Annotated in this window: 24 protein-coding genes and 1 pseudogene; 21 read left to right on the top strand and 4 right to left on the bottom strand. The window is 57.5% G+C overall.

Annotated features, from left to right (window positions below):
• Nucleotides 1–6 precede the first annotated feature (6 nt).
• The 3 genes and pseudogenes from WX88_RS19495 (at nucleotide 7) to WX88_RS19485 (ending at nucleotide 2,918) form a co-directional block, all read left to right on the top strand.
• On the top strand, nucleotides 7–1,383 hold the full coding sequence (locus WX88_RS19495; protein WP_082116163.1) for an erythromycin esterase family protein: 1,377 nt from the start codon (nucleotides 7–9) through the stop codon (nucleotides 1,381–1,383).
• Between the two features lie 80 nt (nucleotides 1,384–1,463).
• A pseudogene (locus tag WX88_RS19490) lies at nucleotides 1,464–2,438 on the top strand (PLP-dependent cysteine synthase family protein); the annotation flags it as partial.
• A 75-nt stretch (nucleotides 2,439–2,513) separates the two neighbouring features.
• A complete protein-coding gene (locus WX88_RS19485) occupies nucleotides 2,514–2,918 on the top strand; it encodes a response regulator (protein ID WP_046246086.1) in 405 nt (134 codons plus the stop codon).
• Between the two features lie 151 nt (nucleotides 2,919–3,069).
• Here the strand turns inward: WX88_RS19485 and WX88_RS19480 are convergent, their stop codons facing one another.
• Both WX88_RS19480 and ade read right to left on the bottom strand, forming a co-directional pair.
• Nucleotides 3,070–3,564, bottom strand: a complete 495-nt coding sequence (locus WX88_RS19480) for a hypothetical protein (protein WP_052732870.1) — start codon at nucleotides 3,562–3,564, stop codon at nucleotides 3,070–3,072.
• Nucleotides 3,565–3,668: 104 nt separating this feature from the next.
• A complete protein-coding gene (gene ade, locus WX88_RS19475) occupies nucleotides 3,669–5,327 on the bottom strand; it encodes an adenine deaminase (protein ID WP_046246085.1) in 1,659 nt (552 codons plus the stop codon).
• 72 nt (nucleotides 5,328–5,399) lie between these two features.
• Here ade and WX88_RS30310 point away from each other — a divergent pair, with 72 nt between their 5' ends.
• From WX88_RS30310 to WX88_RS19460, 4 genes are all read left to right on the top strand, one after another.
• Nucleotides 5,400–5,558: a hypothetical protein gene (locus tag WX88_RS30310; protein ID WP_156176285.1), complete on the top strand. Its 159-nt coding sequence runs from the start codon at nucleotides 5,400–5,402 to the stop codon at nucleotides 5,556–5,558.
• A gap of 311 nt (nucleotides 5,559–5,869) precedes the next feature.
• Nucleotides 5,870–6,274 carry a hypothetical protein gene (locus WX88_RS19470; protein WP_046246084.1) on the top strand — a complete coding sequence of 135 codons (405 nt, stop codon included), beginning with the start codon at nucleotides 5,870–5,872 and terminating at the stop codon, nucleotides 6,272–6,274.
• 31 nt (nucleotides 6,275–6,305) lie between these two features.
• Nucleotides 6,306–6,995: a (d)CMP kinase gene (gene cmk, locus WX88_RS19465; RefSeq protein ID WP_046246125.1), complete on the top strand. Its 690-nt coding sequence runs from the start codon at nucleotides 6,306–6,308 to the stop codon at nucleotides 6,993–6,995.
• Nucleotides 6,996–7,050: 55 nt separating this feature from the next.
• Nucleotides 7,051–7,932 (top strand): 4-hydroxy-3-methylbut-2-enyl diphosphate reductase, encoded by an 882-nt coding sequence (locus WX88_RS19460; RefSeq protein WP_046246083.1) that lies wholly within the window; start codon nucleotides 7,051–7,053, stop codon nucleotides 7,930–7,932.
• Nucleotides 7,933–7,952: 20 nt separating this feature from the next.
• Here the strand turns inward: WX88_RS19460 and WX88_RS19455 are convergent, their stop codons facing one another.
• Entirely contained in the window at nucleotides 7,953–8,492 is a 540-nt protein-coding gene (locus tag WX88_RS19455; RefSeq protein ID WP_046246082.1) for an O-acetyl-ADP-ribose deacetylase, read from the bottom strand.
• Between the two features lie 642 nt (nucleotides 8,493–9,134).
• Here WX88_RS19455 and WX88_RS30305 point away from each other — a divergent pair.
• Nucleotides 9,135–9,302, top strand: a complete 168-nt coding sequence (locus tag WX88_RS30305) for a hypothetical protein (protein WP_197076859.1) — start codon at nucleotides 9,135–9,137, stop codon at nucleotides 9,300–9,302.
• Nucleotides 9,303–9,521: 219 nt separating this feature from the next.
• On the opposite strand, the gene WX88_RS19450 is transcribed toward WX88_RS30305, so the two are convergent.
• Nucleotides 9,522–10,868: a glycosyltransferase family 87 protein gene (locus WX88_RS19450; protein ID WP_082116162.1), complete on the bottom strand. Its 1,347-nt coding sequence runs from the start codon at nucleotides 10,866–10,868 to the stop codon at nucleotides 9,522–9,524.
• Between WX88_RS19450 and WX88_RS19445 the strand changes: the two genes are divergently transcribed.
• The 13 genes from WX88_RS19445 to kdpA all read left to right on the top strand — a co-directional run bounded on the left by WX88_RS19445 (nucleotide 10,843) and on the right by kdpA (nucleotide 25,435).
• Entirely contained in the window at nucleotides 10,843–11,769 is a 927-nt protein-coding gene (locus tag WX88_RS19445; RefSeq protein WP_046246081.1) for a glycosyltransferase family 2 protein, read from the top strand. The two genes, WX88_RS19450 and WX88_RS19445, sit on opposite strands and share 26 nt — an antisense overlap.
• Nucleotides 11,770–11,994: 225 nt before the next feature.
• A complete protein-coding gene (locus tag WX88_RS19440; RefSeq protein ID WP_046246080.1) occupies nucleotides 11,995–12,477 on the top strand; it encodes an ATP-dependent zinc protease family protein in 483 nt (160 codons plus the stop codon).
• 70 nt (nucleotides 12,478–12,547) lie between these two features.
• Nucleotides 12,548–13,501, top strand: a complete 954-nt coding sequence (gene rimK, locus WX88_RS19435; RefSeq protein ID WP_046246079.1) for a 30S ribosomal protein S6--L-glutamate ligase — start codon at nucleotides 12,548–12,550, stop codon at nucleotides 13,499–13,501.
• Between the two features lie 83 nt (nucleotides 13,502–13,584).
• The gene (locus WX88_RS19430; RefSeq protein WP_046246078.1) at nucleotides 13,585–14,544 is read left to right on the top strand and encodes a succinylglutamate desuccinylase/aspartoacylase family protein; all 960 of its coding nucleotides are present in this window, start codon (nucleotides 13,585–13,587) and stop codon (nucleotides 14,542–14,544) included.
• A gap of 179 nt (nucleotides 14,545–14,723) precedes the next feature.
• A complete protein-coding gene (locus WX88_RS28015) occupies nucleotides 14,724–15,428 on the top strand; it encodes an OmpH family outer membrane protein (protein WP_052732868.1) in 705 nt (234 codons plus the stop codon).
• Between the two features lie 291 nt (nucleotides 15,429–15,719).
• Nucleotides 15,720–16,433 carry a DUF4397 domain-containing protein gene (locus WX88_RS19420; RefSeq protein ID WP_046246077.1) on the top strand — a complete coding sequence of 238 codons (714 nt, stop codon included), beginning with the start codon at nucleotides 15,720–15,722 and terminating at the stop codon, nucleotides 16,431–16,433.
• Nucleotides 16,434–16,888: 455 nt separating this feature from the next.
• Nucleotides 16,889–19,246, top strand: a complete 2,358-nt coding sequence (locus WX88_RS19415) for a TonB-dependent receptor (protein WP_046246076.1) — start codon at nucleotides 16,889–16,891, stop codon at nucleotides 19,244–19,246.
• A 15-nt stretch (nucleotides 19,247–19,261) separates the two neighbouring features.
• Nucleotides 19,262–20,245, top strand: a complete 984-nt coding sequence (locus tag WX88_RS19410) for a DUF4249 domain-containing protein (RefSeq protein WP_046246075.1) — start codon at nucleotides 19,262–19,264, stop codon at nucleotides 20,243–20,245.
• A 105-nt stretch (nucleotides 20,246–20,350) separates the two neighbouring features.
• Nucleotides 20,351–20,635: a hypothetical protein gene (locus WX88_RS19405; RefSeq protein WP_197076858.1), complete on the top strand. Its 285-nt coding sequence runs from the start codon at nucleotides 20,351–20,353 to the stop codon at nucleotides 20,633–20,635.
• A gap of 185 nt (nucleotides 20,636–20,820) precedes the next feature.
• Entirely contained in the window at nucleotides 20,821–21,420 is a 600-nt protein-coding gene (locus WX88_RS30935; RefSeq protein WP_046246073.1) for a hypothetical protein, read from the top strand.
• A 250-nt stretch (nucleotides 21,421–21,670) separates the two neighbouring features.
• The gene (locus WX88_RS19395) at nucleotides 21,671–23,035 is read left to right on the top strand and encodes a sigma-54-dependent transcriptional regulator (RefSeq protein WP_046246072.1); all 1,365 of its coding nucleotides are present in this window, start codon (nucleotides 21,671–21,673) and stop codon (nucleotides 23,033–23,035) included.
• Between the two features lie 552 nt (nucleotides 23,036–23,587).
• Nucleotides 23,588–23,668 carry a K(+)-transporting ATPase subunit F gene (gene kdpF / locus WX88_RS32145; protein ID WP_072053054.1) on the top strand — a complete coding sequence of 27 codons (81 nt, stop codon included), beginning with the start codon at nucleotides 23,588–23,590 and terminating at the stop codon, nucleotides 23,666–23,668.
• A 66-nt stretch (nucleotides 23,669–23,734) separates the two neighbouring features.
• Entirely contained in the window at nucleotides 23,735–25,435 is a 1,701-nt protein-coding gene (kdpA, locus tag WX88_RS19390) for a potassium-transporting ATPase subunit KdpA (protein WP_046246071.1), read from the top strand.
• The last annotated feature ends 51 nt before the right edge of the window (nucleotides 25,436–25,486 follow it).

The raw sequence follows: 25,486 nt of genomic DNA, 5'->3' as shown, positions 1-25,486 counted from the left end.
CTTGTGATGAAAAATCTTAGTTTAGTGTTGCTCCTGAGCTTGTGCTTTTTATTCACAAGCTGCTCAGAAAAGGAAAATGCTGCTTTTCCAAGCATCAGCGTCACCGTGCCGGAGCGCGGCATTTCGCGGCTCGAAACCCCTCAGAATCTTGACCCGCTCCTCAATCAAATAGGCACGGTCCGTTACGCACTGCTGAGCGAAGCCTCGCACGGCACCGCCGAGTTCTACGCTTGGCGCGCCACCATCACCAAGCGGCTCATTCAGGAAAAAGGCTTTCCCCTGATTGGTGTGGAAGGTGACTGGCCGGCGCTCTACCAGCTAAACCGCTATGTGAAAGGCGTCAACAATGGCGCCTCGGCGGCCGAGGTATTGCGACGCCTAACGCGCTGGCCTACCTGGATGTGGGCCAATACCGAAGTGGCTGACTTTGCCGAGTGGCTGCGGGGTTATAATAGCACCCGCCCGGCAACCCAAAAAGTAGGCTTTTATGGCCTGGACCTCTACAGCTTACGGGAGTCGCTGCAAAACATCCGCACCAATTTCGTCGAAGCCGACCCGGCCACGCGCAACGCCGTAGATGCGGCACTGGACTGCCTGAGCGCCTATCCGAATGAAGAGGACTATGGCCAAGCCACGACCAGCGGGACCCGCTGCGCCACTGCGGTGGCCAACGTGCTGACAGCCGTGCGCAACCGCCTGAAGACGCTACCCGCCGACCACGAAGGGGCCTTCAATGCCGAGCAAAATGCGCTGGTGGCCGTGAATACCGAGCGATACTACCGAGCTGCTGTGCGGAGCTACGCGGGTTCGTGGAACATCCGCGACCAGCACATGACCGAAACCATCAATCGGTTGATGCGCTTCCACGGGCCCGATGCCAAAGTTGCCGTTTGGGAGCACAATACCCACGTTGGCGACGCCCGTTACACCGACATGGCCGATGCCGGTATGGTGAATGTAGGCCAGTTGATGCGGGAGCAGCATGCGGCGGAGGGAGTATTCGTGGTTGGCTTTACAACCTATACAGGTACCGTCACGGCATCGCCGTACTGGGGTGGTCCCGTGACTTCCATGCCGGTGCCCGCCGCCCAGCCCAATTCCTGGGAGGCTGCGCTGCACGAGCAATCACCCGGCAACAACCTGATTCTGGTGGAATCCTGGCGCCCCGATGAGCGGCTGACGCAACGCCGCGGCCACCGTGCCATTGGGGTAGAGTACAACCCGGGCAGCGAAAGTGGCAACTGCGTACCTACAGATTTGCCGCACCGCTACGATGCACTGCTAGTTATCGACCAGACCCAGGCCCTACAACCTTCACCTGGCATGGGCGGTCGAACAGTAGGGAGCAGTACGGAGTTGGGAGCGCAGGCCGAGAACTTCTGATGAGGGTTGCGCCCGCACCTCCCCGTCGAAAGTCCCTACCTTTGTGCCCTCTCTCACCAACTCCCCACCCACCCTTTTCGATGTATTTCAACCACGTTATTGAGGCCGTCGGCCATACTCCCCTCGTCAAGCTCAACAAAGTAACCGAGGGTATAAAAGGTACGATACTGGCCAAAGCGGAGTACTTCAACCCCGGCAACTCGGTGAAAGACCGGATGGCCATCCGCATGATTGAGGATGCCGAAAAAGCTGGCCTTTTGCAGCCCGGCGGCACCATTATCGAGGGTACCAGCGGCAACACCGGCATGGGCCTGGCCCTGACCGCCATCGCCAAAGGCTACAAAACGATATTCGTGATGAGCGACAAGCAGAGCAAGGAAAAGCAGGATATTCTGCGGGCCGTGGGCGCCGAAGTAGTGGTATGCCCCGTCGATGTAGCTCCCGAAGACCCGCGCTCCTACTACTCCGTGGCTCGTCGCCTCAACAAGGAAACCCCCAATTCCTTTTATCCCAACCAGTACGACAACCTTTCGAACGCTGCCGCGCACTACGACACTACCGGCCCCGAAATCTGGAACGGTACCGACGGTAAAATCACGCATTGGGCGGCTGGCGTGGGCACGGGCGGCACCATCTGCGGTGTGAGCAAGTACCTGAAGGAGCAAAACCCGGCTATCGTCACGATTGGGCTTGATACCTACGGTTCGGTGTTCAAGAAGTACAAGGAAACGGGTATTTTCGACGAAAACGAAATCTATCCCTACAAAACTGAAGGCATCGGCGAAGACATTCTGCCCAAGAATGTGGACTTCGACGTAATTGACTTATTTATTAAAGTGGCCGACCAGGACGCAGCCGTGATGACGCGCCGCCTTGCTAAAGAAGAAGGCTTATTTGTGGGCTGGTCGTGCGGCTCAGCCGTTTACGGCGCCTTGGAATATGCCAGGGAACATTTGAAGGAAGAGGATACGATGGTTATTGTGCTGCCCGACCACGGCACCCGCTACCTGGGCAAGATTTACAACGACGACTGGATGCGGGCCCAAGGGTGGTTATAAGATTTTGACCATCTTTGTGAGAGTGAGATGCCAATGGTATCTTCGTGAAAGCTAGAAACAAATCCCTATCTGATGTCCGCGAATTTGAATCATATTGTACTGGTCGACGATAACGAAACCACCAGTTTCCTCAACAATCGCCTGCTGGGCCGCTTAGCCGTGGCCGACCACGTGAGCACGTTCTCGCGGGCCGATGAGGCGTTTGAACAACTCTGGGGCAATGCTAACGGTGGTAGCAACGCCCCCGACCTGGTATTTGTTGATCTGAAAATGCCGGGCGTTTCCGGCTTTGAGTTCCTGGAGCTGTATAATTCCCTGCCCCAGCCCGTGCAGGACAAAACGGTAATGGCCGTGCTCACTACATCCATGCACGGCGCCGACACGGCTCGCGTAGCCAAGTACCCCAATGTAGAGTACTTAACGAAGCCGCTGACCGAAGAGAAAATGCGCAAGCTGCTGGAAAAGCGGTTTCAATAAGCCCCGTCTTCCTCTGAGCTACTAGCCACATCAACAAAAAGCCCCGACGCCAGCTGGCGTCGGGGCTTTTTGTTGATGCAAAGACCTGCGCAAGGTTGTGCGGTTACGGTCGTTCCACGACGAGACGCCAAGGTGGCGTCTCCACATAGGTCTACAGCTTGTCCAGAGCCCGGAAGATACCAGTTTTGCGCTTCTTCCAGAAAATGTAGCGCACCGAAACAGCCGTGGGGAAGCGGTTCCAGTCGCCCGAGCCGTATTCGATGGTGGGCTTGAAATCGAAGGAAATGACGATAGGGATGAAGGCTATTTTGTATTCGGCCCCGATGATGCCATCGAACCCCCAAAAGCTGCCATCGTCCTTGTGCCGGCCGTAGTGGGCACCGGCGCCGAGATAGTAGTTCAGGCTGGGGCCGAGGATGCCGAAATGGCGTTCGGCCAGCAGTGTGGCGCTACGCTCGCGCGGAGCCAGCATTCCCAGCCCTTCCAGGGTGGTTTTGGGAATGATGAGTTGCTGAATGGTGAGGCCGTAGTTGGTGCCATCGCTGCGGAAGCCAGCGGCGGTGCGGTATTTCTGAGCCGCCGCCGGTTGGGCCAAGCCAGCAATTAGCAGCAGAAGAAGTAGTAATTCAGGCGGAGGTAGCATCATAAAACGAGCATGGCGGGCGTAGGGTGCGCCCCACTACCCTGGCAACTTATACGCCAAATTGCCACTGGAAATTGCCCTGGCCCTTCGAAAGCGTACGCATCGGCCTACTCCACGGCGTCAACAAATTCGAACCGGTGTCCATCAAACAAGCCTTTATCGCTCAACTTCAGGCTAGGAATCACGAGCAGCGCCATAAAGGATAGTGTCATAAACGGGGCGTCCAGCGGAGAGCCTAATTCCTTAGCCAAGGCATCGACGGCAGCGTAGGTGCCGGCCACAGCCTGACCCTCCTGGTCCGACATCAGCCCCGCCACCGGCAAGGGAACGAGGATTTCCCGGCCGTCAGCTCCCACGGCCGCTAAGCCGCCTTTGGCTGCGATAACCAGATTAACAGCCCGGGCAATGCTCTCATCGTCGCAGCCAACAGCGGTAATGTTGTGCGAATCGTGGCCAACGCTGCTGGCCAGGGCCCCGTGTTGCAGACCAAAGCCCCGGATGAAGGCCAGGGCCGGCGCTACGTGCGGCTGGTAGCGGTTGATAACGGCCAGCTTGAGCACATCTTCAGCTACGTTGGTTACGATGAGACCGTTTTCTATTCGGGCCGGCAGGTCAACGCGAGCAGTGATGAGCTGACCGTCGAAGCATTGGATAACGCGTAAGGTGTTGTATTCTTGGCTTGTGGGTAAGTGAAAGTCAACAGCCGTGACGGGCAGGGCGTGGAAGTTGTTGACCACCGCAATAGGGGTAGCGGGTAGCAACGGCTGGCCATTTTCCGCCACCAACTGGCCGTTGAGGTAGGTTTGCAGCACTTGGAAGTCCTGCAAGTTCTTCACCACAATGAAATCGGCTGGGTCACCTTCTTCCAGCAGGCCCACGGGTAGGTTATAGTGCTTCACCGGATTGATGCAGGCCACCCGCAGCACATGAAATACGTCGTTGCCGAGGGCTACGGCGCGCTGCACCAGCTGGTTGATGTGGCCGAGTACAAGTGTGTCGGGGTGCTTGTCATCGGAGCAAAACATCAGATGAGCGTAGTGCTCGGGCAAAAGTCCAATGAGGGCATCGAAGTTGCGGGCGGCCGAACCCTCGCGGATCAGGATTTTCACACCGACCGCCAGCTTGTCGAGGGCCTCATCGGCGGCGAAGCATTCGTGGTCGGTGCTAATGCCAGCACTGGCGTAGTGGGCCGCGTCGTCGCCGCGCAGGCCGGGGGCATGGCCATCGACGGGGCGGCCAGTGGCCTGAGCCAGGGCAATTTTGGCCATCACATCGGTGTCGCGCTGCAGCACACCGGGCCAGTTCATCATCTCGGCCAGGTAGCCGATTTTGGGGTTTTCAAATAGTCTGGCGATGTCGGCGGGCGTGATTTCAGCCCCCGCCGTCTCGAATGGTGTGGCGGGCACGCAGCTTGGGGCGCCGAAGCAGAACTTAAAAGGTGAGTGGCTGGCATTTTCCAACATATACTCCACGCCAGCCACTCCCAGCACGTTGCCGATTTCGTGCGGGTCCGAGACGGTGGCCACGGTGCCGTGCGTTACCGCTAGCCGGGCAAACTCGGTGGGCACCAGCAAGGAGCTTTCCACGTGCACATGGGCATCCACGAAGCCCGGCAGGGCATAGGGCAGGTTTGCGTCGGGGGTGGTGGCCCCGGTGGGGGTGATGCTGGCAATGCGGCCCTCCACTACCCGAATGGTAGCGGGCTGAATGGAACGGGCAAAGATGTCGACAACGTTGGAGAGGAGCGAGAAATCGGGGAAATTCATGAATTAGCTGGATGGAAGCGAAAAGCCGCGCGGTCCGCAAAGAACCTTAACTTTGAAGTAAAATACCTGGCCATGAGAAAACCCCTGTCGTTGCTGTTACTGCTCGTGCTGCTGAGCCTGGGCGCCAGCACCCTGGTTGGCTGCGCTCGTCGCACGCCTCAGCAAAAGAAGACCAGCTGGTATAAGCACCACAGCGGCGGCAAGTCAGTGCCGTGCCCGTGCGGCCATTAGGTGCCGCGAGTGTGGCGACAAAGCCAAGAGGCAGTGACTATGTGCCTGGGCTGAGTTATGATGGGGCTGCCGTTGCGCACTCATTTAAGTAAGCAACAAGAACTGATAAATTCTCACGGATAAAATAAATTATTAGTACCAGCAAAAGTCTGGTTTCGTTGGGGCAAGGCTGTCGTTGATGGGGTAAAGGAGATTAGTTGACCGAAAAAACGAAGAAAAACGCGGGAGGTTCGCAAAATTTAAGGGAAGTTTTATCACCGTATGCCCGGTGGTAGCCAGTAGTTGTACTCCCAATAATTATCTTTATTCTCATGGCTCACGACACTTCCAATCCACTCAATACCATTCAGGCTGCTGCCGAGCAAGTGCGCGAGCAGCTGAAGCTGAAAGCTTTCAACGCCGAAGCCGTGGCGCATCTCGCCAACTTCATCCAGGCCCAGCGTGGAGAGCTGGGTGCGGCCGAGCGGCCGGGCGTTATCATGGCCCTGGGCTGCTTTCTGGGGCACTGCCTGGTGCAGGTATACCGGGGCGAATGGGGCACCGGGCGCGACGGTACTACCGGTGTCGGGCTGGCCGGAAGATTTTTTTTTAATCCCTTTCATTTGGTCGATGCGCAACTGAATGAGGGAGAAAGCGCCTCAGTAGCGGCTTTTTTTGCCTCGGTACCGACCCGGATAAAGACCCTGCCTGCCGTACGTAAGGCCTGGATTTCGTAATCTTGCGGGGCCAATGGCCGCCCGCGTCGTTATGAAACAACTCGTTATCGCCATTGATGGCTACTCTTCGTGTGGCAAAAGCACCACCGCGAAAGCCGTTGCTGCCGCGTTGCACTACGCCTACGTTGATACCGGCGCCATGTACCGGGCCGTGACGCTGTACTTGTTGGAGCATAACATTTCGTTCGAGGATTTGGGGCAGGTGGAGCAAGCTTTGCACACGCTGCACATCAGCTTCCGCCGCAACCGGCGCACGGGCCGCAACGAAGTCTTACTCGACGGCGTGAACCGGGAGGACGATATCCGGCAGATGGTTATTTCCAATTCGGTGAGCGAGGTATCGGTTATCCCGATGGTGCGGCACGCCATGGTGGCCCAACAGCAGCGCATGGGGCGCAAGCGCGGCGTGGTGATGGATGGCCGCGATATTGGCACCACGGTTTTTCCGGATGCCGAAGTAAAAGTTTTCATGACTGCCGACGTCGTGGTGCGGGCCCAGCGCCGCCAGGCCGAGCTGGCTGAAAAAGGCGAGCAGGTGCCGCTCGAAGACATTATTGAAAATTTGCGCAAGCGCGACCACCTCGACTCGACCCGCGCCGAAAGCCCCCTGCGCCGCGCTGCCGACGCCGTATTACTCGACACTACGCACCTCGTAATTGACGAGCAAGTGGATTTTGTGCTTGAACGAGTGTCGGCCGCGCTATTTGCGCCGCGAGGGTAGTCGTACCTTTGCCCCGGCGAACCCTCTCGCCGACGCGTGGTGTTAGTCATTCAGCATGAAGGTCACGATTGATAAGAATTCCGGCTACTGCTTCGGCGTAGAATTCGCCATTCAAATGGCCGAAGATGAGTTGGCCCACGGCCAGCAGCTCTACTGTCTCGGCGATATCGTGCACAACCGTATGGAGGTAGAGCGCCTGCACCAGCAGGGCCTGCGCATCATCGACCGTGAGCAACTGGCCACCTTGCACGACTGCAAAGTCCTCATCCGGGCCCACGGCGAGCCGCCCGAAACCTACCAGTTAGCCCTGCAAAACAACCTGGAGTTGATTGATGCCAGTTGCCCGGTGGTGCTCAAGCTGCAGAACCGCGTGAAGCACGCTTTCGACCTGAGCCAGCGCCAAGACGGCCAAATTGTAATTTACGGCCAGCCGGGCCACGCCGAAGTTGCCGGCCTCACCGGTCAAACGGGCAATCGTGCCATCATCGTGATGAACGAGGCCGATTTGGACCAGATTAATTTCGCCCGTCCCGTCACTCTATTTAGCCAAACCACCAAGAGTACGGCGGGCTTCTACAAGATGAAGGCGCTGATGGAAGCGCGTATCGTGGCGGCGGGCGGTGTGCTGGACAGCTTTGACGCCAACGATAGCATCTGCCGGCAGGTGAGCAACCGTGAGCCAGCTTTGGCTAAGTTTGCCGTGGAGTACGACGTCATCATTTTTGTGAGCGGCCGCAAAAGCTCCAACGGCAAAGCGCTGTTCAGCGTGGTGCAACAGCACAACCCCCGCAGCTACTTCGTCGAAAATGCCGAGGAAGTACAGGACGAGTGGTTTGCCGGGGCCAGCACCGTGGGCATTTGCGGGGCCACCAGCACGCCGCTTTGGCTCATGCAGCAGGTAGCCGAGCGCATTGAAGCCGTTGGTGAATTGGCGTAAGCCGTCGTCTGCGGATGGCGTCATAGTTCCTGCTCGTACAGGCGTCGGCTTTCGTCATCAAACGTCACGAAAACGACCGTTTGAGGAAACTGATTTTCGGATAACCACTGGCACACTTCGCGCACGGCAATGCTCGTAGCTTCCTTTTTTGGGTAACCATACACTCCAGTACTAATACCGGGGAAGGCCACGCTTGCCAATTGATGCTCGGCCGCCAGGCGTAGGCTGTTGTGGTAGCAATTGGCTAGCAGTTCAGGCTCGCCTTGCTGGCCACCGTGCCAGATTGGGCCCACGGTGTGGATGACGTGCGCGGCCGGCAGTTTCCCGCCGGTGGTGATGACAGCCTGGCCCGCCGGCAGGCCGTCTTTGTAATCAGGGCTGGCGCGAATGATGCGGCACTCTTCCAAAATGGCAGGGCCGCCGGTACGGTGGATAGCACCATCGACCCCGCCCCCACCAAGCAGGGTGGAATTAGCGGCGTTGACGACGGCTGAGACTTCTTGGCGGGTGATGTCGCCCTGCACAAGCTGGATGCGATTGGAAACGGTAGGAGAGGCCATTGGGAATGCAGAAAGCTGTTGGACTAGCGAGGCGAACACGAATCACTTATTGCCTACGCTTGGGCTACCGCAATTGATACTTCGGAGGCGTGCTACGACGGCTCGGTAATAGTAAATTGCGCCTGGCAGGGCCAGAAAGGTAGTTTTAACCATCTATCTCAATCTGCTGGGGCTTCGAGGGCGGCCAGCACGGCAGCTTCTGCATGCAGACCGGCAGGCGGGCTTGGTGAGGGCCCGGCAGCGGGTTAGTCGCATCGGCCGCGGCGGGGCAGGGGCGACCCGGCCCACCGCGTGAAAGGCCTACCGGCGCAGGGCAGGAAACGGCGGCTCGTCTCGTCGTGATTGACGTGGGTGCCCAGTAACTGAGCCGCCTCGCGCTGGCTCAGGCCGAAGTGGGCGCGGGTGGTCGTCAGGCGTTCATTGGGGGCACAGAAGGGACTGAGGGAGAAGCTAAGGGAGGATTCAAAAAACGGACCTTTTTTTGAATCCCCCAGGTAGGGGGACTCAATTTTTGACCGGCTTTTTTTTGAGTTCCCACTTGGACTGCGGTCTGGCTATCGGCCTGGGCGGTGTTGCGGAGGAACTATTAACCCTAGGGTTTTTACCAGACCACCGCCGACTGGCAACCATTGAGCGGCGCCGATGCATACTAAGCCCACTCGCAAGCTGGGCACGCACGTAGCCGTGCTGGGCATGAAATTTTATACTGATACTAAGTTCGACGCCCAGTACCGCAGCCAAATATTCATCCCCGAACACGGCTCCTGGAATCGCAGTAGCAAAGAGTGGCTACCATATTATATGTGGTGAAGCTGGATGCCACTGGCAATGCTACCAGCTACCAAACCTTCGTCTAAGGTTGGTTGCAGGGCCAGGAAAGTTGAGGCCGCTCGGTGTGCCTTCTCATATCTGTCCGATGGCTTGATGCTGGTCAGCGACGACCAAGGTAGGACCGTGCTACCGATTTGGTATGCATGCTGACAGAACGGCAATTGTCTTTTAATCAGCCCGCAAATGCCCAGTGCTTCACTACGCCAATGGCTTGCTTGTGATAAAAGGGGAAGAGCCTTCTGTTTTTTCGTTGCTTTGGGGCTGCCAACGGTAATAGAGCAGTAACTGGCCTTGAATGACGGCCCACGCCAGTACCATAGGCACAGCCTTGAGTTTGTAGACGTCAAAATAAGCTTCTCGCAAGGAATGGGGCAGCAAATCAGTAGCCGAAAGAGTAGTGAAGACAAATGCCAGCCAAAAAAGTGGCCAGCCTAATACCACATGACGACCATAATAGATAAACCAGTACATAAACCCTGTTATTGCAATAATAAACGTGGGTGACTCTGCCATTTGGTTGAAAATGACCACAAATATGAGCAGGGAGCTTAGATAAAGCCGGCGGTAGCCGGCTTCGTGCCAAGCGCGGCGATATATTAGAGGTAGCATGAGTAAGCTTAAGCCTACAGCTTGCACCAGGCCCCTGAGCCGTAATGGAAAGCCAAACCAGCTTTGCATGATTCCAATAAGCGAAAGCTGGATGCCGGTAGCTGATTCACGTACGATGTCGTACCACCCCTGATAAATCATTAAAAAAGCTGGCCACGAAACTACCAGAAGCGGCGCCACAGCCAACACTACTATCCATATAGCAGCCCAGAGCGCATTGCGCCAAAAACCAGGGTAGAACAAAAACAGCAGCCCTATAGCAATGCCGTAGACTTTGATGAAGGCGGCCAGTGCTAAGCACAAACCAGCCCAGGCCGCGCGGCGGTTTTGCAGATGTACATAGGTCCACAGCATGAGGCCAGCAAGCAGGCAATTGGCTTGGGAGTTGTGCAGGGCCGTGAGCACGTCGATGAGCACGAGTAGCAGGAACAGAGCCTGCCTGCGGGCAGATGGAAAAAGGCGTCGGGCAGCTAAGTAGAATACAGCATTATTCAGGGCATTCCACAGAAATAGGCCAAGCCAGACAGGCAGCACTGCTAGCGGGCCCATGAACAAGGCAAAAGTGGGACTATATTTATAGGTATCTTGGTAATATTCCGGATACTCGAGGTAAAGGTTTTTCCCCGCTATGAGGTTAAAGAATGGCTTGATAAAAATCAGGTAGTTGTTGTAGGAGCTCGGGCCTTTAAAGTAATGCTGAGCCGTAATGAATACGGTGAGCCCAGCATAAAGCCAGTGCAACATACTGGGCTGAAGCAGAAACGTACGGAAGCGAGCAGCAAATATGGACACGAGGTAGTGGTAAAATGAGGACACAAAGGTAGCGGTAGCTCTCCGGCGTTGCCTGATTAAGCCTACTTTTGCTCGGTCGGAGCCTTGTTGGCTTCCTAAATGATGATTTGTTAAGCCCGTGGATATTTCAGTTGTTATTCCCATCTACAACGAAGAAGCTAATATTGTCGCTCTGCACCGCCGCGTGAAAGGTGTGCTAGAGGCAATGGAAGTGAGCTACGAGTTCGTTTTTGTCAACGACGGCTCGCGCGACCGGTCGCTGGAGTTGCTGCTAGAATTGGCTGCCCGCGACCCCCAAGTAGGCTATATTGATCTGAGCCGGAATTTCGGGCATCAAATTGCCGTCACGGCCGGACTGGATGCGACCCGGGGCCAAGCCGTAGTCATTATTGATGCTGACTTACAGGACCCGCCCGAACTCATCCCAAGCCTGTACGCAAAGATGCAGGTTGGCTACGAAGTAGTGTATGCCAAGCGCCGTTCGCGGCAGGGTGAAAGCGCGGCCAAAAAGTTTACAGCCCGCTTGTTTTACCGCATCCTGGCTCGCATCACCAGCGTGTCGATTCCGGTGGATACCGGCGACTTCCGCATCATCTCGCGTAAGGTGGTGGAAGGATTGAAGAAGATGCCAGAACAAAATAAGTTTCTGCGCGGCCAGATTTCGTGGATAGGCTATCGTCAAACCTTTGTGGAATATGACCGCGCCGAGCGGGCTGGTGGCGAAACCGGTTATACCTACCGCAAAATGATTCGCTTAGCGCTGGATGGCATTACCGCCTTCTCTGACGCACCGCTAAAATTTGCCACGCTAAGCGGGTTTTTGGTATCAGGCATAGCATTTTTGGTGATGCTCTACACGCTGTACTCGCGATTTATTTCTCATGACTACGAGCCGGGGTGGGCTTCGCTCATGATTAGCATTTTGTTTTTGGGTGGAGTGCAGCTGATTGCGGTGGGCATTATCGGTGAGTACATTGCCCGGCTGTCGGCCAACGTGCGCCAGCGGCCTCTGTATCTTGTTGCCGATACCAACATCCCGTCATGATTCGCTACTCGTTGTTGCCGTGCTGCTGAACATTCGTCAGCTGGTGCTTGAGCGCCGCTCCGTGTCGACTGCCCATAGCTGTAGCGTGCTGCATGAGTTTTGTGTATTATCATTCGTGGAGTAGGTATTCTTCTTTTATGCCTCGGGTGCAGTCATTTTGTTAAGGCGTGCTCCCGTATTTTTGAATGCCAGCAGCCTGTTCGCTGTTCGTTTGCCTTTCTCTCCATGACTCCTGCCCGTTCTCCTAAGCGTCTGCTCGGCCGCCGCGAATTGGTTGATTTCCCAGCTTTTGCCTTGGGTGGCGTAGAAGCCAAGGTGGATACGGGCGCTTATACCAGCGCTATTCACTGCACTGATATCCGTATCGGTACCGATGCGCAGCAACGGCCCGTGTTACTGGTCAACCTCCTCGACCCCGGCCACGAAGGCACGGACGGCCGCGCACTAGCCTTCACTCAATTTGCCCTGCGCGATATCCGCTCTTCCAATGGCGAAGTGCAGGAGCGGTACGTTATCCGGGCAGTGGTGCAGTTGTATGGCGAAGATTTTGAAGCTGATTTTTCTCTTTCTGACCGCTCCGACATGAAATACCCCGTATTGCTGGGGCGCAGCCTGTTACGTCAAGGTCGCTTCGTGGTCGACGTAGCCAAGCGTAACCTTTCCTACAAAGCCCTGGCGCACGCTGCAACGCGTCGCGCGCGGCACTGACCGGGTTTTGTGCCGTAGTTTGCCCCGGGTTCCTTTCAACTGCCTCCTTTCATCTAACCGCTGCCATCCCTTGAAACTGGCCATTCTCTCGCGTGAGCCGAAATCATATTCCACCCAACGGCTGGTGGAGGCTGCCGCCGTGCGGGGCCACGAAGCGGTGGTCATCGACCATCTGCAATGCAATCTGGTGCTGGAAAAGGGCCACCCCGGCATCATCTATCAAGGTAAGCGGCTGGAGGGGTTTGATGCTATCATTCCCCGTATCGGCGCTTCGGTCACGTTCTACGGCACGGCCGTGGTGCGGCAGTTTGAGATGATGAAGGTGCGTACTGCCGTCGACAGCCAAGCCATTGTGCGCTCGCGCGACAAGTTGCGCTCGATGCAGATTCTGAGCCGTGCCGGCGTGGGCATGCCCAAAACTGCCTTCACCAACTACTCCGCAGACGTGCCGACTATGATAAGCCAAGTGGGCGGCGCACCGGTCATCATCAAGCTGCTGGAGGGCACGCAGGGGCTGGGCGTGGTGCTGGCTGAGTCGGCCAAAGCGGCGCAGTCCGTGATTGAGGCATTCCATAACCTTAAAGCCCGCATAATCGTGCAGGAATTCATTGCTGAAAGCAAGGGGGCCGACTTGCGCGCCTTCGTGGTCGATGGCGAGGTGGTGGGTGCCATGAAGCGCCAGGGCAAGGAGGGCGAATTTCGCTCCAACCTGCACCGCGGTGGCGTAGGCACCTTGGTAAAGCTTAGCCGGGCCGAAAAAGCCGCGGCCATGCTGGCTACCAAAGCGCTGGGCCTGGGCATCGCCGGCGTGGATATGCTGCAAAGCAAGCGCGGCCCGCTGGTGCTCGAAGTTAATTCCTCGCCGGGGCTGGAAGGCATCGAAAAGGCTACGAAGCAGGATATTGCGGGCCGTATTATCGAGTATACTAACAATCTTGCGGGTAAGAAGAAGCCCAAGCCCAAGCCCAAGAAAGATACGGGCCAGGCCGTAGATGCACAGTCGGATGTGCCCATGGACCAATAGGCTACTACCATCTCAGCGTAGCTGAAATACCCCTTCTTTGGTAAGGAAGGAGCTTGCGTTCTGTCTGGTACTTTCCTTTGCTTATGCCCCCAGCTACCGCCCCGTTTTACCTCAACGGCCTCACCATCAAGCCTGGCGAGCAGGTGCTTACGCGGCTGGTGATTTCGAAGCTGCCTTCGGGTACGGTGATTGATGTGCCAGTGCATGTGATGCGCTCCCTCAAGCCTGGACCTACGCTGCTACTGATGGGCGGCATGCACGGCGATGAGGTAAATGGCATCGAAACCATTCGGCGGCTGGTGCGGCGTGAGCTACTGTACCCATTGCGCGGCAGCATCATCGCCATTCCCATTCTCAATATTTACGGCTTTCTGAATTTCAGCCGCGATGTGCCTGATGGCAAGGACGTGAACCGCTCATTTCCTGGGTTTCCGCGCGGGTCGCTGGCTGGCCGGGTGGCTCACCGCTTTATGCGCGAAATAATGCCCCTGATTGATTATGGCATCGATTTTCATACCGGCGGTGCGGCGCGGGCCAATTTCCCCCAAGTGCGCTGCCTGCTAGGCATCGACCCCGAGGTAGACGCCATGGCCGCGGCTTTTGGTGCGCCATTTACGCTGCACGCGGCATTGCGGGTAGGGTCTTTGCGCGAGGCGGCGCAGGGACTGGGCAAGCACGTCATTGTGTACGAAACGGGGGAGAGTCTGCGCCTTGATGAGCCGGGAATTGAAGAGGCGGTGGCCGGTACACTGCGGGTGCTGCACCATTTGGGCATGGGCCCCAAGGCGCCAACGCCGGCCCGGCCGGGCATCATATGCCGGCGGCACACTTGGTTGCGGGCCCGCTTTGCGGGGCTGTTTCGGGCGCACGTCGAGAACGGGCAGTTTCTGGAGAAGGGGCAGATTTATGGTTCTGTAGGTGACCCGTACGGGCAGCAGTCGGTGCGGCTGGAGTCGCCGGTGAGCGGTTATGTCATCGGGCTGAACCATATGCCGGTGGTAAACCAAGGCGATGCACTGTTGCACATTGCCGTGCCAGATTAAGGACCACGCTTTGTGCAAAAAGTAGGGTGGCTTGGGCGCATTAACCAGATTTCCGGTTGATTTGGATCAAATTCTTATGCCGATTGTCCTCATGGGGTTGGTTGAAGGGGCTAATGCCTTATTCAGCTCTCTCCAGTGAGCGAAGCATTACTTTTGTTTTTTCCTTATTTTGCTTTTCGATGAAAAACCCCATTCAGTTAACCATTAACATCGTGCTGGCGTTAGCCGTGGCCGGTTTGTATGTTCTGCATTTCAACCAAAAAGTGGTTGCGCCTGCCATTGCGACCGACAAATCGGTGGCGGTAATGGCCGCGCCGGATACCAACACGGCTGATACCACGGCTACGGCCAAAACCACTGAGCCCACCGCAACTGCGAGCACCGCTACCCCAGTTGCGGCTGCTCCGGCTGCTTCGGCCAGTAGCTTTGCGGCCCAGATTGCCTACGTGGAATCGGGTAAGATGCTCGACGGTTACCAAGGCATGAAGGACGCTCGAAAAGCCTTCGAGAGCAAAGCCCGAGGCTGGGAAAAGCAAAACCAAACCATGTTGGCCGGTTTCAAGTCAGCCGTAGAAGCCTACCAGAAGCAGGCCCCAACCCTCACCGCCGAGCAGCGTGCCGCCACCGAGCAGAAGCTGCAAGCCCAGCAGCAGCAGGTGGGCCAGCAGCAGCAGCAGCTCCAGGCTCAGGCCCAGGAAGAGGAGGCCAAGCTGACTCAAAAAGTGCTCGAAAGCGTGAACAAGAAGGTTGAAGCCTACGGCAAAGCCCACGGTTACAAGCTGATTCTAATTGCGGCGCCCAGCGGCACCATCGCCTATGGAGAAAAGAACCTGGACATCACGACTCCGGTGCTGGCCTACCTAAACCAGAACTACAAAAAATAGCCGCCGTTAAAATCATTCGGGTGTCGCATCAGGACCGCGGACTAGCAGTTCGCGCTGGAGCCAACGTGTACAGTATTGGTAGGCTTTCTCCGGGTAAGTATTCAGAAAGCAACTTTTATTTTAACTCCTCCCTCTTGGGTTTTAACTAAACGACAGACAGCCGGAAAAACCCTGTAGGCATCTGCTCCGTCTACCCAAAGCATGCTGCTTTCTAACGGTTTGAATAGTCGCAAGGTACCTTTATGACTGTCAAATAGACCTTGCTTCTTTTCAATTCTTTCCTTAAGCCCTATGAAAACCTTCGCTAACGTCCTCCGGTATGCTCCTTTGGCTTGTACCATTTTCCTTTCTGCATGCAGTAAAGATGATATTACGTCGTCGGCCTCAATCGACCTTATTGCTGTGAAAGTCCTGCACGCTGCGCCATTCAACAAGGCCAAGGTTGAGGCTCAGCTCAGTGGTCAGAAGCTCGGCGATGTAGAATACGGCACCAATACTCCTGACTACACACTCAAAGTCAGTGGTAATGGCACCTTAACGTTGAAAGACGCCGCTACTCAAGCTGATTTATTCACCGTTCCCCAACCAATTCAGCTCGGTCAGGCGTATTCTTTATTTATCTATAATCCTACTGCTTCGAGCATTGGAGCCTTAGTAACGACAGATTTAGACGCTTCGGCCCAGGCGACGGGAAGGGCCAGCATCCGGCTGGTCAATTTAGGCTTTGATGCAGGTGCGGTTACGTTGACGCCGCAAGCCGCGGGGGCTACCCCGCTCATTGCCAATATTGGTTATGGTGGGGCTAGCCCATTCGTGCTCGTTGATGCGAAAGAATATGTGCTGTCCGTGCAGCAGGCTGCTAGCCCCGAGGCGGTGCTGGTTTCCAAGACCGTGACCCTTGCTCCCGGCTCTTCTTACACGGTTTTGCTGCGGGGGCGAAATTCAGCTACCGCCCCAGTTGATGAGCAACTTGCGCTTGACCTTATCAATAACAAATTACGCTAGGGCGCCGTTGGGGGCAGGTTGAAATTATTTCAACTACCGCCTTCAGGTCAGCGCATGGTGGCATGGAAACCGGTTGCTTCGGAGAGAAGCAACCGGTTTTTTTATGGCCCTGAGCAACCTTGGCACTTCCAGGAAGGTCTGGGCAATAAGTTTTCAGGTACAGTATGGCCTATGCCAGCAAGAGCCCCGGGGTAGTATCAAGCTGGTGCCGGCATAGGCTGAAGTCAGGTAGATAAAACATAGTGGAAGAAGGGGAATAGGAGGTGTTTATTTAATTAATCGACTGTACTGCTTGAAGTTTGCTTAAAAAGAGCGGTCTTTTTTTGCCGGGCAACCAACCTAACACCAGAAAGCCTCCTCTCCGATAAAACTGCCTTCCGTTTCGGGCCCGCTACGCCCGGCGGGGCGAGCAGTTTACGGTCGTCCCCAATCTTATGCCCCCCTTTGTTATCTGAATGAAAACGCTTTTTCGAGTTGCCTTGCTCAGCGGGGCGTGGCTGTTGCACAATTCTGCCGCGTCGGCCCAGCAGGGGAGTCGCTTCACCATTAGCGGGTATGTGCGCGACGGGGCTACCGGCGAGAGCCTGCCCGGCGTGGCCGTTGTGCACCCCGCCAGCGGCCAGGGCACTACCACCAATGCCTACGGTTTCTACTCGCTCACGTTGCCGACCACGGCAGATTCGGTACGGCTGCTGGTGTCGTCGCTAGGGTACGAGCGGCAGGGGCTGGCCCAAAAGGCTGACCGGAGCTTCACCCACGATTTCCGGCTCAAGGCCTCGTCGGCAGAGCTGGCGGACGTGGAAGTGGTGGGCAGTCGGGAGGAGAAGCTTGCCGAAACCACCCGCATGGGCACTATCAACGTGCCGGTGGCCCAGATAAAGCTGCTGCCCGCGCTATTCGGCGAAACCGACGTGCTGAAGGCGCTTCAACTGCTGCCCGGTGTGCAAAGTGGGGGCGAAGGCAGCAGCGGCCTGTATGTGCGCGGCGGCTCGCCCGACCAAAATCTGATTTTGCTCGACGGCACACCGGTATACAACGCCTCGCACTTGTTCGGCTTCTTCTCGGTGTTCAATGCCGACGCCATCAAGAACGTGGAGCTGATTAAGGGTGGCTTTCCGGCGCGCTACGGCGGGCGGCTGTCGTCGGTGGTCGACATCAGCATGAAGGAGGGCAACATGCAGAAGTTTCACGGGGAGGGCGCCATTGGCCTCATTGCCTCGCGCCTGACGCTGGAAGGCCCCATCAAGAAAGACACGGCCTCGTTCATCTTCTCGGCCCGCCGCACCTACATCGACATCCTGGCCCGGCCCCTCATCAAGGCCCAGGCGGATGGGGTGACGGCCGGCTACTATTTCTACGACCTCAACGGCAAGCTGAACTGGAAAGTGGGCTCCCGCGACCGCCTCTACCTGAGCGGCTACACCGGATACGATGAATTTTATGCCAACGACGAGGACAAGCGGGGTGAAGAATACGACAAGCAAAATAGCTCGCTGGGCTGGGGCAACCGTACCGCCGCGCTGCGCTGGAACCACGTGGTGAACGACCGGCTGTTTATGAATACCCACTTCACTTACACCCGCTACCAGTTCAACGTGGGCATCAAAACGGACGACCGGTTCCGCAACAACGGTACGCTGCAGACGGAAAAATCCTCCCTGAATTACCTGTCCAACATTCAGGACTTAAGCGTCAAGTCGGACTTCGACTACGTGCCCAACCCCAACCACTACGTGCGCTTCGGGGGGCAATACATCCGGCACCAGTTTCGGCCCGGCGCCCAGCAAACCACTAACAGCGCCGACCCCTCGCAGGATGTGGCTTCGGGTCGCCGCATCAACGCCGACGAGGCCAGCCTCTACGCCGAAGACGACGTAAAGCTGACCAGCCGGGTAAAGGTGAACATCGGAGTGCGGCTGAATAACTTCCTGGTCGATAAGAAGCTCTACCCATCGGTGGAGCCGCGGCTGGCTGCCCGCTTTTCGCTCACCGAAGACTGGTCGCTGAAGGCCTCCTACGCTCGTACGACGCAGTACGTGCACTTGCTCACCAACAGCGGCATTGGCCTGCCCACCGACCTGTGGGTGCCCGCCACGGCCAAGGTCAAGCCCCAACTAGCCCAGCAGTTCAGCGTGGGGGCTGCCCGCAACCTGCGCTTTAAGGGTGAGGAGTTTGAGCTGAGCTTCGAGAGCTACTACAAGCCCATGAAGAACCTGATTGAGTTCCGTGAGGGTGCCGATTTCGTGGGTACTTCCGACGCCAGCTACGAAAGCAAAGTGGCGAGCGGGCAGGGCTGGGCCTACGGTGGCGAGCTGTTTCTGCAAAAGAAATCGGGCAAAACCACTGGCTGGATAGGGTACACGCTGTCTTGGAGCAACCGCCGCTTTTCAGATTTGAACCAAGGCAAAACCTACCCTTACAAGTACGACCGGCGCCACGACTTCAAGCTGGTGGTGATTCACGAATTTACTCCCACGCTCACTCTGTCGGGCACGTTTGTGTACGGCACCGGCAACGCTACTACGCTTTCGCAGGGCCGCTACCAGCTGAGACCTTTCGAGGAGTACGAGGACTATGGCTCACGCAACAGCTACCGCATGGCGGCCTACCACCGCATGGACCTCGACCTGAGTCACACCAAGAAAAAGCGCTGGGGTGAAGTGGTAAACAGCTTCAGCATATACAACGTCTACAGCCGCAAAAACCCGTATTTCATTTACCTGGACCGCGGTCTGGGTAGCCAGCGGGCAACTTACAAGCAGGTGTCGCTATTCCCTATCCTGCCTTCTTTCAGCAAAACGTTCCGGTTCTAAAGCACTTGCTCACTCATGAAAAATCTCACTGCCCTCTCTATACTGCTGGCCGCCGCCTTATTGACCAGCTGCGAAACCTCCGTGGATGTGCCCGAGCCGCCGCATACGCCCCGTGTGGCCCTAAGCTTCACCCTGACACCGACGCCTCAGGACTCCTCTTTCGAGGAACTGTACCAACAGCGTCAGCTTTATATTAGTAGCAGTCAGAGCGTATTCGACCAAAAGGCGCTGACTGGGCGCGCCGATGCCACTGTGGAGCTACGCGATGCCGCTGGCAATATAGTGGAGCGATACGAGCCCGTGCGAGCATTTTTGGGCTTCAGTTCTACGGGCGCTTACCGGCCGGTGCTTGGCTACCAGCCCCAGCCCGGCCAAACCTACACGCTTCGCGCCGCCGTGCCGGGCCTGGAAACGGTAGAAAGTACCCAGACCATACCCACGCCGCCCGTGGTGGAAAGTGGCACCTACACGCCCCGCGCCGGGGGCTCCGGCACCAGCTCTTCCCAACAGCGGGGCCGCGTGAACTTGGTGCTGCAAGACGACCCGGCCACTGCCAACTATTACGTGGCCTATGCCCGCGTGCTCGACGCGCAGGGGAAACCCGGCCAGTGGTCGTCGTTGGATGTGGATTATGGCGATGAAGACACTGGCTTAAACATCGAACAGTTCCAGCTTTCCAGCCTGCGGACGAGGTCTGACGTTTACCCATTCGCCGATACTAATGTGAACGGAAAGCGCATTTCGCTGGCCTCCGATGTATCCTTCTTTACTACTTCCCCTTGCCCACCGGGGCAACCCAGCTGCCCGACGCCGACCTACATTGAGGTCTACGTAAGCAGCATTACCCCCGAAGCTTATAACTTCTACCTCTCGCGCCGTCGATACGAGGATAGCGACGACAGCCCCTTCGCCGAGCCCGCGCCGCTAACCTCAAACGTGCGCTCCGGCTATGGCCTGTTTGCCGGTGCCGCCGATGCTACTTACCGCATTCCGCTTTAGCGGCGCGCCCCCGACTAAGTAAAACACCGCATTAAACCTGGGCAACTGGGCGCTGTCTGAGATACGTAAAATACCTCAGTAGTCTCATTTAATTTGCTTAATCCGATGAAGACACGTTCTTTTTTGCTGCTGGTAGCCTTGCTGCTCACCGGGCAAATGTTGGCCAGCGGCCCAGCTGCGGCCCAGGTGGTGGTGAGCGTTGGGCCTCGTTATTACGGCCCGCCACCCGTTTACTACGGCCCCCGTTATTATTGCCCGCCCCGGCCGACTGTGGTCTACGCCGCACCTCGGCCCCGTGTAGTGGTGGTGCCTGCGCCTTACTGCGCGCCGCGGCGGTACTACGCTCCGCCACGCTACTATGGCTACCGGGGGCACGGCCGCCGCTGGTAGTTACCGGGGAGGACCGGTTGGCTATTCTGATAAAAGCCCTGTCAACTGCTGACAGGGCTTTTTTGTGGTTGGTTAGGCCGCACTACAGTCGTCATGGCGCAGCATTAGTAAATGGTGAAAAGATGCGGACTGCTCATGAATTATGCTTAATCTTACGGCGGCAACCTTCAATAATAAGTTCTTTTATGAAGTATTCTTACCTTACTATTTGCTCCGCCGTGCTGCTGGCCAGCTGCAATCAAACTGCCCCTGTCACCTCGGCTCCCACTACATCAGCCGCGTCCGCCACGGCTGAAGCGCCCGCCAGCAAGCCTGCCGCGCCAGATTCGGCTGCGGCCCCGGCCGATGGTGTGGCCACCGCGCCGCCTCACGTAGCCCCCAAGCTGCAGGAGGTCGAAACCCTGAAAATGTCCTTCAGCTTTAAGCCGGTACCCGACCCCGATGACCCCAAGCATCCCAAAACCAACGCCCACCTGCTGCTGCAAGGTGCCAAGCCGATGGATATTGACCTGGGCAAATTTGCTGGCAAGCCCGACATCGTGAATGCTGCCAAGGCCAAGGCTGCCAACTTTCCCGACGGCATGCTCCTGGGTTTCCGTAGCTACCAGGCCTCGACCGGTATCAGCTCCGACCTGGCCGTGCTCGTGGTCGACGCTCGTCGGCTGCGCATCGTGCAGCGCCGGGTAGAGGAAACCGCTCCCGAAGCCGGCATCTTCGAAACTTCCCGCGAGATTCCCCTGCCAGCCAATACGGCGGTGGTCGCTGGGCCCACGGCACAGAAGTAGTTTTTGGCAAAACCAGATGAGGAGGGTTTGTGGAGTTTAATTCAGTTGCTGCTGCGTAGCTAACCCAAGTTGCGGACCGCGTAACGGAATTCTGCAACTTGGGTTAGCAACTTGGTCGTCATGCTCCGTTGAGTTTGGCATGATGGTCAGCTAGCATGATTTACCTCTGTTTTCGGCCTTTGGCTGGAGAGGAGCTAAATGGATTGGCGGAGCATAACCGTACTTTGCCGGCCCCTACTCTTTCGCGCTCATGCCCGACGGCACCGTTCTACTTATCGACGATGAAGCCGTGCTGCGCCAGGCTATTGCCCGCACGCTGGAATTAGAGGGCTACACCGTGCTGCAAGCCGTTGATGGGCACCGCGGCCTCGAAAGCCTGCGCGAGCACGCCGCCGAAATCCTGGTCATTCTCTCCGATGTGAAGCTGCCGGATGGCCGTGGCCTCGACCTGCTGCCCCGCTACAAGACCCTGGCCCCTCTGGCCGAAGTGGTGTTAATGACAGCCTACGGCACCATTGCCGACGGCGTACGTGCTATGCGGGAAGGCGCCTTCGACTACCTCACCAAAGGTGATGCCGACGAGCAGATAGTGGTGGTAGTGGACCGCGCCGCCGAAAAAGCCCGCTTGCAACACCGCGTGGCGACTTTGGAGAAGAAAGTTGGGGCTCAGTACAGCTTCGATTCGATGATTGGCCATGCGCCCGCGCTGGAGCAGGCTAAAAAAACCGCCCAGCAAGTTGCCCTCACCGATGCGACGATGCTGCTCGAAGGCCCCACTGGTGCGGGGAAAGAGCTGTTTGCCCAGGCCATTCACCAGGCTAGCCCGCGCCGCAACAAGCCTTTTGTGGCGCTCAATTGCAGCGCCTTCCCCAAAGACTTGCTGGAATCGGAACTGTTTGGCTACAAGAAAGGAGCCTTCACGGGGGCGTTGATTGATAAGAAGGGGCAATTTGAAGAAGCCAACGGCGGCACCCTGTTTCTGGATGAGATTGGGGAGCTGGAAATTGGGGCCCAGGCTAAATTGCTGCGGGCTTTGGAAACCCAGGAGTTTACCAAGCTCGGCGACAGCCGGCCCACTCGGGTGAACGTACGCCTGGTGGCCGCTACCAACCGCAACCTCCGGGAGCAAGCCGACACCGGCCATTTCCGGGCTGATTTGTACTATCGGCTTTCGGTGGTGGTTATCCGGGTGCCGTCGCTAAGCGCCCGCCGGGCCGATGTACCAGCGCTGGCCCACTACTTCGTGCAGCACTTCGCGGCCAAGCTCCGCCAGCGCCCACTCACCATCGGTCCCGAAGCCTTGCGCGCCCTCGAAAACTACCCCTGGCCCGGCAATGTGCGCGAGCTGAAAAACGTGCTGGAACGCGCTTCCATCCTCACCCCGCCCGACCAGCCCCTGGCCGTGGAGGACCTGCCCATCGAAATCCAACTCACTGCTACGCCCACCGGCACCGCTGCCCCGGCTTCCGACGACCCGCGCACCCTGCGCAACGTGGAGAAGCAGCACGTGCAGCGCATTTTGCTGGAAGCTGGCGGCAACAAGACTGAAGCCGCCCGTGTGCTGGGCATTGCCCACACCACGCTCTACCGCAAAATCCAGGAATACGGCCTGTAGGTACTTTGGGGGCTAGCGCCCCGGGGCGTGCGGAGGTAAGTCGCCATTGAATTCACCGTTGGCAACCTAGGGGCTGAAGGCGCCGATGGAGAGCTGCGGCCATGAAGCCCCGCATATCGTAGCCGCGCCATTCCAGGCAGAAGCGCAGGAAATCAGGCTCGGCCCGGCGCGTGTCTGCTCATGCCCGTGGGCCTGTACCGGGCCCACAGCCGCCCCCATACAGGCTGCCCTAGCCGACCAGCCTAGCATTTTGAGAAATACCCTAGCGAAACGCTACGGTCCGGTACCGGGCTCATGAATTTGCTGCGGCGGTTCTGAAAATATTTTCATTCATAATCAGTGGGTTGTTTAGAAGTGGCCAAGCTTGCCACTGATTGGGTCGCTCCTTGCCAACCCTCCGGCACACGACGCTTCTAACCCTGATTGCTCATGTCTGCTCTTCTTATGATTCCGCTATTGTATGTCGCTGGCCTTGCTAGCTTCTGGCTGTTTTTCCGCGCCATTGACTTCTTCGACCGCATCTGATTTTACTCCGCTTTCGCTCCCACTGCCATGATGTTCGCCCTGCTGCTGCTTGCCATTGCCACCTTCGGCTATTTGTGCTACGTGATGCTCAAACCGGAAAAGTTCTGATTTAAAAACAACGTCATGCTGCGGCTGCGCTCAGCATGACAGAAGATTTAATTACCCCGCACACCCATGAACAAAGAAATTCTCGGTATCCTGCTCATTTTCGGCAGCACGGTGCTGCTGGCCATTCCGCTGGGCCGCTACCTGGCCACCGTGTACCGGGGCGACACGAGCTGGACCGATTTCCTGGCGCCGTTTGAGCGGCTGCTGTTCCGCATTGGCGGCATCGATGCCAACCGGGGTATGACCTGGCAGCAGCACCTGGTGGCGCTGCTCACCATCAATCTGGTGTGGTTTATCTGGGCTATGTTCGTGCTCTGCACGCAGGGTAGCCTGCCGCTCAATCCCGACCATAACCCCTCCATGACGCCCGACCAGGCGTTTAACACGGCCATTTCCTTCTTGGTGAACTGCAACTTGCAGCACTACTCCGGCGAATCGGGCGTGACGTACTTCTCGCAGGTGTTCTGCCTGATGTTCTTACAATTCGTGACGGCTGCGACCGGCTTGGCCGCCTGCGTGGTCGTATTCAACGCCCTGCGCGAAGGCACCACCGAGAAGCTGGGTAACTTCTATAACTACTTCGTTAAGAGTATTACCCGCATCTTACTGCCGCTGTCACTGGCCGTGGCGCTGGTGCTGGTGTTCCAGGGCACGCCGATGAACTGGGCGGCCAAAGCGCCCATCGTGACGGTGCAAGGCGACTCGGTGAGCGTGAGCCGGGGCCCGGCCGCAGCCCTGATTGGTATCAAGCAGATTGGGACCAATGGCGGTGGATTCTTCGGCGTCAACTCGGCCCACCCGCTCGAGAATCCTACCTACCTCACCAATGCCGTGGAGAATGGAGCCATTATCCTGATTCCTATTGCCATGGCGCTGGCCTTCGGCTACTACCTGGGCCGGCCCAAGCTGGGCTGGATGGTATTTGGGGTGATGACGGCCGGCTACCTGCTGCTGCAAGTGCCCACCGTGGCGCTCGAAATGCACGGCAACCCCGCCATCGGCCACCTGGGTGTCGACCAAAGCCTGGGCTCGATGGAAGGCAAGGAAATCCGCCTCGGGGCCCCGGCTTCGGCGCTGTGGGCCATTACCACCACCGTCACCAGCAACGGCTCGGTGAATGCCATGCACGACTCCCTCACGCCCCTGTCGGGCATGAACACACTGCTGGGCATGATGACCAACGCCTTCTACGGCGGGGTGGGAGTGGGCTTTCTTAACTTCTTCGTGTTCATCATCGTGGCCGTGTTTATCTCAGGCCTGATGGTGGGGAGAACCCCGGAATTCCTGGGCAAGAAGATTGAGGCCCGCGAGATGAAAATTGCCATTGTCATTGCCCTGCTGCACCCGCTGCTCATCCTCACGGGCACGGCGCTGTCGGCCCACCTCTACGCCAGCAACCCCACCGAGTACGCCGGCTGGCTGGCCAACCCCAGCTACCACGGTTTCTCGGAGATGCTGTATGAGTTCACCTCGTCGGCCGCCAACAACGGCTCGGGCTTCGAGGGCCTGGGCGATAACACGCCGTGGTGGAACATCAGCACCGGGGTGGTGCTGCTGCTGGCCCGCTACCTGCCCATCATCGGGCCGGTGGCCATTGCCGGCCTGCTAGCGCGCAAGAAATACATTCCCGAAAGCGCCGGCACGCTGCGCGTCGATACCGCCACGTTTGGCGTGATGGTCTTCTTTGTGATTTGGATTATCGCGGCACTGGCCTTCTTCCCCGCGCTGGCGCTGGGGCCGCTGGCCGAGCATTTCACGCTGTACTAAGAAAAGAAGCTGTCTGAGTTAATGAAAGCCGCACCAGCCCCCTGTAGAGAC

The organism is Hymenobacter terrenus (genome assembly GCF_000972495.1).
In the GTDB taxonomy this organism is placed as follows: Bacteria; Bacteroidota; Bacteroidia; order Cytophagales; family Hymenobacteraceae; genus Hymenobacter; species Hymenobacter terrenus.
The sequence above is the reverse complement of the archived record's forward strand: the minus strand, read 5'-3'. Positions and strand labels throughout refer to the sequence as shown.